A 6,769-nucleotide genomic window follows, 5' to 3' on the forward strand; every position below is an offset into this window, starting at 1 on the left:
AAGCTTGCCTCCTTAAATCAGTTCTGTTTCTCTGCATGATATAAATCCTTTAATCGTATTTCTTCGGAGTGATCTTTATATTGAATTTCTATTTTGTCATCATCTGTCAGTTTCTTTTCTTCACCATTGTCCAGTAATAAGGTGTTTTCATCTATGAAGGTATACGTAATATCCGTGCCGCCTTGTTGAGCCGCCGCCAACTCATAATGTATATTCCATTTTTTATCCGCTAATATATTCCAATTTTCATAAATGTTAATCAAATCGGTATAATTTTTGCTACTTTGCTGTTCTATAGCTAAAAGATATCGGTTATCCTTTTTTGATTGAAAAGTCAATGTGACTGTATTATCTTGCTGCTGGATACTTGTCTGAACATTGCTTTCATCTGCTATCCACATATGGACAAAAAGAAAATGATACCCAATGGCTAGAACAAGAAAAAGTGCAAGTAATGAGCCGGTAATAACGAAAATCTTTTTTCTGTTTTTGGAGCGAACTTTTTTAAGATAGTCGATATTTCTTTTCTCGTCCTTTTGCTCATTCGTACGATCTGTTAACAAATCCTCTTGCATATCTTCCAAATATTCTCGGCATTCCTCGCATTGTTCCATGTGTTCTTCCATTAATTTATTGGTCTCTTCACTTGTTAAATTTTCAATATAACTAGGTACTAAATCTTTGAAAACATTATGATCCATCCGTTTTATCACCCTTTCGTATTTGTTGTTTGGCACGGTAAAATGTTACCCGGGCCCAATTTTCTGTTTCTCCAAAAATAAGACCAATTTCTTTAAAAGATAAATCCCCTAATAATCTGAGAAACATAATTTCACGCTGTTTATTATTAAGCTGATGTACTTGTTTGAAAAAATTAATTTTCTCTTCATTTCTGAAATATTCTTCTTCTAAATTTGGAAATCTTTTTTCTTCATTACTTAATGATTCCGTTAACTTCTCTTTTTTCTTCTCCCGATTAATTTCCTGCAGCCAAACATTTTTTGCGATGGAGCATAACCATGTGGAAAATTTCGCTTTTCCATTGTCGTGAAAATTATCAATAGATTTTATAGCTTGATAGAAGGTTTTCTGGGTCAGCTCTTCAGCAATTTGACTGTTATTGGTCAGGGTTAATAAATACTTAAAAATAAAATCCGCATAGTCTTGATATATATTGTCTTTATCCACTTTTTACCTCCTTTCATGCTTGTGCTTTGTGTCTATTGATAGATTAAACTTTAGCGCTTCAAAAAGTTTGAAGCTCTGTAACGGAAGACTATGCTTGGCCAACATTCAAATGAATTGCAAGTAACGATTGTAGCAAATATGTATAATAGATTTTTTTATCTTCCTTATTACTTCATAACAGTTTTTTCAAGAGTAGTTTCTATGTAAGAAAGATTTTATAGAAAATAGATCAACAAGCTATCACTGAATGGATGTCTGCAATTAAACAAGTCTTTTAAAATCTTATCATCTATATATCCAGAAATGAGTTAATTCGTTACAATATTTTTCTTTTTTTCATACAAATTTTTTATATTTACTATTTCTACGCTAAAAGTAAAAAGCAAATCATAGATACGGTCAAATAAAAAACAACCTGCAGAAATACAAGTTGGTTTAAATTACTCCTCTATCAGAAAACAAATTAAGATGAAATATAGGGAAGGACAAAACATCGTTGAAGAAAGGTTGTATGCTTTAAAAAGATACTTTATGGTAACTTATGAAGCTGATTTTCAGCCTGAAAGAAATGTGCAGAAAGATAATTCTCATATCCGCAACCTGTTTGATGATGAGGAAAATAATGAATTAATTAGAGTCAGAGGGAAATAACGTGTTGATCAGGATAATCTGATGAATTTAATTACCACTTTGTCAATTAGAGAGAATTACATTTTAGAATAACCTTCTGCACATACTAAGCACCCGCTCCAAATCATCATTATGCAGGTTACCAAGATGACGCTTTAATTCAGATCCATGAATTGAAGTGATTTTTGAAGTGCGTGCAATAGAAGCTTTCAATAATCCGGCTTCTTTCCAATGCTCCAAAACTACATCAAATTGATTTCTAGCCTTTTGGCTTGTTACCGGAGCGATAATGACATCTACATCTAAAGCTAATTCATTTCCAACAATAATAACAGGGCGTTGTTTAGTTTGACGACTGCCTTTAAAAAGAACATCTGCCAACCAAACTTCGCCCTGTTTCATTTTATTTATCATTATATATGTCATCCTCCTCATTATCCCACCAGGAATAATTTTCACCTAGCAAAACTACATCAGTCGCCATATATTTTTTTCTAATTTTGTCAAGTACCATTTGCCGATCTTGTTCACTCAGCATGTCAATTTCTTTTATAATTTTCTCAGGAATGGACATAATATCACACCTCCATTAATCTATACTCTTATTATACCTTATTTTCACATGAACATAAATGTGTATGTTTATTATTCAAACTAGGATATGAGGATTTGAATTACTTTCTGTAAAATTTTGGATAGAAAAAATATAAATCAGAAAAGCCACCTAATTAAAGATGGCTCAATTGATTATTTGTTAATATTTTTTGGTTCCAGCTGGATATTCATTTGGTTATTAAGCAGCAAATGAAACAGAGGGTCTTCAAGCCCTAAGTGATACGATTTTGGATCCATTTCAATCACCAGGTAACCTCACAGTAATAGCCGTCCCTTGTCCCAGCTCACTATTCACTTCAATCATGCCTCCATGGGCAGCGATTATTTGCTGGACAATCGCCATCCCCAGTCCGGTTCCTCCTGTCAGCGTTTCTGTAGAAGTCCCCCGATAATAACGGTCAAACAAATGATTGACTGCATCCTCGTCCATCCCCTTGCCGTTATCTTCTATCACGACTTCCACCTGATCTTTTTTCTTAATCGAAACTGTAACTGCCGTTCCTGCCGGGTTATGCTCGACTGCATTTACGATTAAATTGGTAAATGCCCTTTTGAACAGCTGTATATCCCCTTTTATATAAATTGGGTCATTACTGCCGATGAATTCAAACGAAATGTCCTTATCTACAGGTAAATTAGCTGTTTCAGCTACTACCCTTCGCAGCAGCTCTGTCAATTCTATTTTTTCGGAATTTCTTTTTATATCCAGCGATTGATCCATCCGAAAAGCGATACCAAGATCAGAAATCAGCTCTTCCATATGCTTGGATTTTTCTTTAATCAGCTGTAAAAATTCTATTCTTTCTGCCTCACTCCATGTATGCTTCTCTGATAAAAGCATATCTGTGTAGCCGGAGATGTATGACAATGGCGTCTTCAAATCATGTGTCACGCCGGCTGCCCACTCCTGTCTCAGCTTGTCAAATTCTTCCCGTTTTTTCTCATTCTCCTGCAGGATAACAGAAAGAGATTCCAGGTTGGTATTTACTTTTTTGTAGATACGGCTGGATAGAATTTGTTTTTTCTGTTTTGGAGCCAAATATTCTCCATTGGATAGAACTTCTATCCGGTTCAAAACACCGTACATGGGTCTTGCAAAATAGTAGCCATAAAACAAACAATATAAGAAATAAAATGCAACGGCAACCCAGGATAATACCTTTATCCATGTCAGGTTATCCGGCTCCTGCAGAAGGTAAATATATAATACACCAGGAATTGCTAAGACAAGCATCAATAAAAATTGATGCAGGATAAAGCTTAATGTAAAACGAACAACTAAACTTTCAGTCAGCCATCGTCTCATGGTGAATCCTCTGTATCTGGTGGCACTAATTTATACCCGATACCCCTCAATGTAACAATCAGTGAAGGATGCTTCGGGTCCTGCTCGATTTTTTTGCGCAGCCGCATAATATGGATAGAGACTGTTTTCTCATCTCCAAAACTATCGTATCCCCACACAGTTTCATATAACTGCCCTGCCGTAAACACTTGTTTCGGATGCTCTGCTAAGAAAAGCAATAGCTCAAACTCTTTGGCAGGACATGCGATAGCTTTTCCGTTAATCAATAATTGAGCTGCTTTTTTATCCAGGCTGACTGGTCCAAAATGATACACTTCTGCAGTCGGCTCTGCTATTTGCTGATATTGCTCCTGCCGTCGGAATTGTGCATGGATGCGTGCAGCAACCTCCAACGGATTAAAAGGCTTCGTAATATAATCATCTCCCCAAATTCCAAAGCCTGTCAGCATATCCAAATCACTTGAGCGGGCAGTAAGAAACAGAATGGGGGCATTCGTCTTCTGACGGATTTCCTGGCACAGCTGAAATCCGTCTGTATCCGGCAGCATCACATCCAGTACAATTAAGTCATACGTTGTGCTTGAAATTTTTTCTTTCACTTCTTTTCCGGAATAAGCACTGCGGATAAACGTATAGCCTTCCTTTCGCAGCATTTTTTCAAGCATTTGAATAATACCCGGTTCATCATCGACCAGCAGTATTTTTTGTGAACGCATCTTTTTTCTCCTTTTTTACAATTCGTTATCAAGCTGTATCCCGTTTTTTGAATACCTGCCAGCTTAACCCTGCCAACACCAAAATATACATAACTAATACAGAAAGAGAAAAGCCTAAAGTCATTTCCGGTCTTGCCGGCAGATGGAATATATACAGGCTTATATCGCTGTTGGCAAAAGGCAGATATTTTAAGCCGGGCAAATAGGATGTCGCTTCTATGATAGAATTCCCTACAATCATAATAAACAAAGAAATCCCGACTGCCAATGCACTATTTCTCAAAATCGTCGAAATGGTAAAAGATAGCGTAACATAACTAAGTATTGGAAGAAAACTCAGGCCATACATTTTAACGGTCTGCAGGAATACATTCATCTCTGTGACTTTACCTTCCGAATTTAAGAATAAGTCTGTTGTGCTCAAATTTCCAAATCCATAGAAAATAGCGTTCACACAATAGCCAGTAATAACTAATAGGGCCAGCATCCCTAAAGCAAATAATGACACGGAGATATACTTGGAAAACAGGATTTTTGAACGGCTGTGCGGACGGATTAGCAACAGCTTGATTGTGCCGCTAGTATACTCCCTTGACACCACATCCGCAGCAATGACAATTGCAAATATAATCACCATTTCAATTAACCCGGAAAAACGAAGTAAAATAGACCAGGGATTCCCACTGACCGGAGCAATATCATTTTGCAGGCGGTAGTTGGCAATCTGAAGCTTATTCTCCGTATCAGCATACATTTGAGGAGAAAGTTCATCAATCTCTAATTGTCCCTGGTATCGCTCCATAAGCTCCATTTGTTCTGCCCGCCAGTCGGATACAGGCTCTTCATTTAGCTTATTCATTACAAAACTGCCTGCTGTTATCGCAATCAACAGAAATAAAATAATCCAAGTCAGCTTCCGGTTAACTATTTTCATCATTTCATTTGAAATTAATCCAATCATTGTTCTTCCTCCATCATTTCCAAGAATTTATCCTCCAGAGTGCGTTCCTGTACGTGGATACTCAAGACACGAATTCCGTTATCTAACAATAGCTTATTTAGTTCTGGAACTTCTTCTTTATTCATTTGGATCCATAACTCGCTTGGTCCGTTGCCGGCTACAGCAGTCTTATTCAAATCCGCAACAAGCATTTTTGTCAATTCTGTTTGAGATGCCTCTACTTCCAGATAAACTCTGGAAATACTGTCTTTCGCTATAAATTCATGCACGTTTTCAATGCTGACAAGCTTTCCCTTTTGCAAAACAGCAATTTTATCGCACATCAATTGCATTTCTGAAAGCAAATGACTGGAAACAAATACGGCTACTCCCTCCTGATGAGCAAGTTCTTTTAAATTATTGCGGAGCTCCCGTATTCCAGCCGGATCCAGCCCGTTCGTCGGTTCATCGAGTATTAACAAAGGCGGGTGATGCAGCAGTGCCTGAGCAATTCCCAGACGCTGGCGCATTCCCAGTGAATAGGAGCTTACCTTGTCATGAATGCTCTCCTTTAACCCAACATGTTCAACGATCTCATTGATCCGTTTCTTAGAAATACCGGAAACCATCCGTGCATAATGCTTTAAATTCTGGTAACCCGTTAAATATTTATACAAATCCGGGTTTTCTACAATTCCTCCTACATATCGTATAGCCTTCTCAAACTCCCTGGCAATACTGTGACCTTTAATCAGGATATCCCCCCTGCTTATTTTTATCAGACCAACCATCATCCGGATTGTTGTTGTTTTACCCGCGCCATTTGGCCCCAAAAACCCAAATACCTCGCCTGCCAAGACATCAAAATTTAAATCATCGACGATTATTTTTCTTCCAATTTTTTTAGTAGTGTGTTGAAATTGAACAATTGGCTGTTGGTTCATATACTTGTTTCCCTTCTTTTTTATAATCTGGAAGCGTTCATCTAACACTTCCATTTGATTATAAAAAGCGAAAGTAAACATAGGGTAAACAGAAATTAAATACCGTGCAAAGATATTCTTTATTTTCGATGATTATTGGTCTGATTTTAGCTTGTATATCCATGCTGTATCGTGACTATTATGATTTATTAAGTAGCGGCTATGTCTTTTTAGGATTCAGCGGAATGGCAGCCCCTTCTAATTAATATTATGAATTAATTTATTGTAGTGGATTTTTTGTGGAAGTATTGGTAAAATAAAAATAATTCAAAGAAAGGAAGTGTTTTATTGTTCACTGTACCAGTAATTTTAGAAGAAGAAGCAGACTATATGAAGCATGATCGGCTGACGAAAAAGCTGATCCAAGAGTTTTTTGAAGAGTTCATCGAAG

At 36.9% G+C, this 6,769-nt stretch carries 10 protein-coding genes; 2 read left to right on the top strand and 8 right to left on the bottom strand.

Annotated features, from left to right (window positions below):
- Nucleotides 1-17: 17 nt before the first annotated feature.
- Nucleotides 18-701, bottom strand: coding sequence for a zf-HC2 domain-containing protein (locus tag IEX29_RS25365; protein WP_188738483.1), 684 nt, complete (start codon nt 699-701; stop codon nt 18-20).
- Entirely contained in the window at nt 691-1,188 is a 498-nt protein-coding gene (locus IEX29_RS25370; RefSeq protein ID WP_188738485.1) for an RNA polymerase sigma factor, read from the bottom strand. The genes IEX29_RS25365 and IEX29_RS25370 overlap by 11 nt, the downstream gene beginning before the upstream one ends.
- 468 nt (nt 1,189-1,656) lie before the next feature.
- Between IEX29_RS25370 and IEX29_RS25375 the strand changes: the two genes are divergently transcribed.
- Complete coding sequence (locus IEX29_RS25375; protein ID WP_188738487.1) at nt 1,657-1,839, top strand: hypothetical protein; 183 nt, start codon at nt 1,657-1,659, stop codon at nt 1,837-1,839.
- A 63-nt stretch (nt 1,840-1,902) separates the two neighbouring features.
- On the opposite strand, the gene IEX29_RS25380 is transcribed toward IEX29_RS25375, so the two are convergent.
- The 6 genes from IEX29_RS25380 to IEX29_RS25405 all read right to left on the bottom strand — a co-directional run bounded on the left by IEX29_RS25380 (nt 1,903) and on the right by IEX29_RS25405 (nt 6,339).
- Complete coding sequence (locus tag IEX29_RS25380; protein WP_229720391.1) at nt 1,903-2,232, bottom strand: type II toxin-antitoxin system PemK/MazF family toxin; 330 nt, start codon at nt 2,230-2,232, stop codon at nt 1,903-1,905.
- A complete protein-coding gene (locus IEX29_RS25385) occupies nt 2,222-2,392 on the bottom strand; it encodes a hypothetical protein (protein WP_188738489.1) in 171 nt (56 codons plus the stop codon). Before IEX29_RS25385 ends, IEX29_RS25380 begins: the two co-directional genes overlap by 11 nt.
- A gap of 279 nt (nt 2,393-2,671) precedes the next feature.
- On the bottom strand, nt 2,672-3,739 hold the full coding sequence (locus tag IEX29_RS25390) for a sensor histidine kinase (protein ID WP_188738491.1): 1,068 nt from the start codon (nt 3,737-3,739) through the stop codon (nt 2,672-2,674).
- Entirely contained in the window at nt 3,736-4,455 is a 720-nt protein-coding gene (locus IEX29_RS25395; RefSeq protein ID WP_188738492.1) for a winged helix-turn-helix domain-containing protein, read from the bottom strand. The genes IEX29_RS25390 and IEX29_RS25395 overlap by 4 nt, the downstream gene beginning before the upstream one ends.
- 28 nt (nt 4,456-4,483) lie before the next feature.
- Nucleotides 4,484-5,416 (bottom strand): ABC transporter permease, encoded by a 933-nt coding sequence (locus IEX29_RS25400; RefSeq protein ID WP_188738494.1) that lies wholly within the window; start codon nt 5,414-5,416, stop codon nt 4,484-4,486.
- Entirely contained in the window at nt 5,413-6,339 is a 927-nt protein-coding gene (locus IEX29_RS25405) for an ABC transporter ATP-binding protein (RefSeq protein ID WP_188738496.1), read from the bottom strand. The genes IEX29_RS25400 and IEX29_RS25405 overlap by 4 nt, the downstream gene beginning before the upstream one ends.
- 104 nt (nt 6,340-6,443) lie before the next feature.
- On the opposite strand from IEX29_RS25405, the gene IEX29_RS25410 reads away from it, so the two are divergent.
- On the top strand, nt 6,444-6,584 hold the full coding sequence (locus IEX29_RS25410; protein WP_188738498.1) for a hypothetical protein: 141 nt from the start codon (nt 6,444-6,446) through the stop codon (nt 6,582-6,584).
- Nucleotides 6,585-6,769: the final 185 nt, after the last annotated feature.

The organism is Oceanobacillus neutriphilus (assembly GCF_014645515.1).
GTDB classification, from domain to species: Bacteria; Bacillota; Bacilli; order Bacillales; family Amphibacillaceae; genus Oceanobacillus; species Oceanobacillus neutriphilus.

What these genes read in the sequence shown, in the direction of transcription:
- IEX29_RS25390 (WP_188738491.1), bottom strand. Translation starts at nt 3,739, where the DNA reads ATGAGACGATGGCTGACTGAAAGTTTAGTTGTTCGTTTTACATTAAGC.
- IEX29_RS25380 (WP_229720391.1), bottom strand. Translation starts at nt 2,232, where the DNA reads ATGATAAATAAAATGAAACAGGGCGAAGTTTGGTTGGCAGATGTTCTT.
- IEX29_RS25405 (WP_188738496.1), bottom strand. Translation starts at nt 6,339, where the DNA reads ATGAACCAACAGCCAATTGTTCAATTTCAACACACTACTAAAAAAATT.
- IEX29_RS25395 (WP_188738492.1), bottom strand. Translation starts at nt 4,455, where the DNA reads ATGCGTTCACAAAAAATACTGCTGGTCGATGATGAACCGGGTATTATT.
- IEX29_RS25375 (WP_188738487.1), top strand. Translation starts at nt 1,657, where the DNA reads ATGAAATATAGGGAAGGACAAAACATCGTTGAAGAAAGGTTGTATGCT.
- IEX29_RS25385 (WP_188738489.1), bottom strand. Translation starts at nt 2,392, where the DNA reads ATGTCCATTCCTGAGAAAATTATAAAAGAAATTGACATGCTGAGTGAA.
- IEX29_RS25400 (WP_188738494.1), bottom strand. Translation starts at nt 5,416, where the DNA reads ATGATTGGATTAATTTCAAATGAAATGATGAAAATAGTTAACCGGAAG.
- IEX29_RS25365 (WP_188738483.1), bottom strand. Translation starts at nt 701, where the DNA reads ATGGATCATAATGTTTTCAAAGATTTAGTACCTAGTTATATTGAAAAT.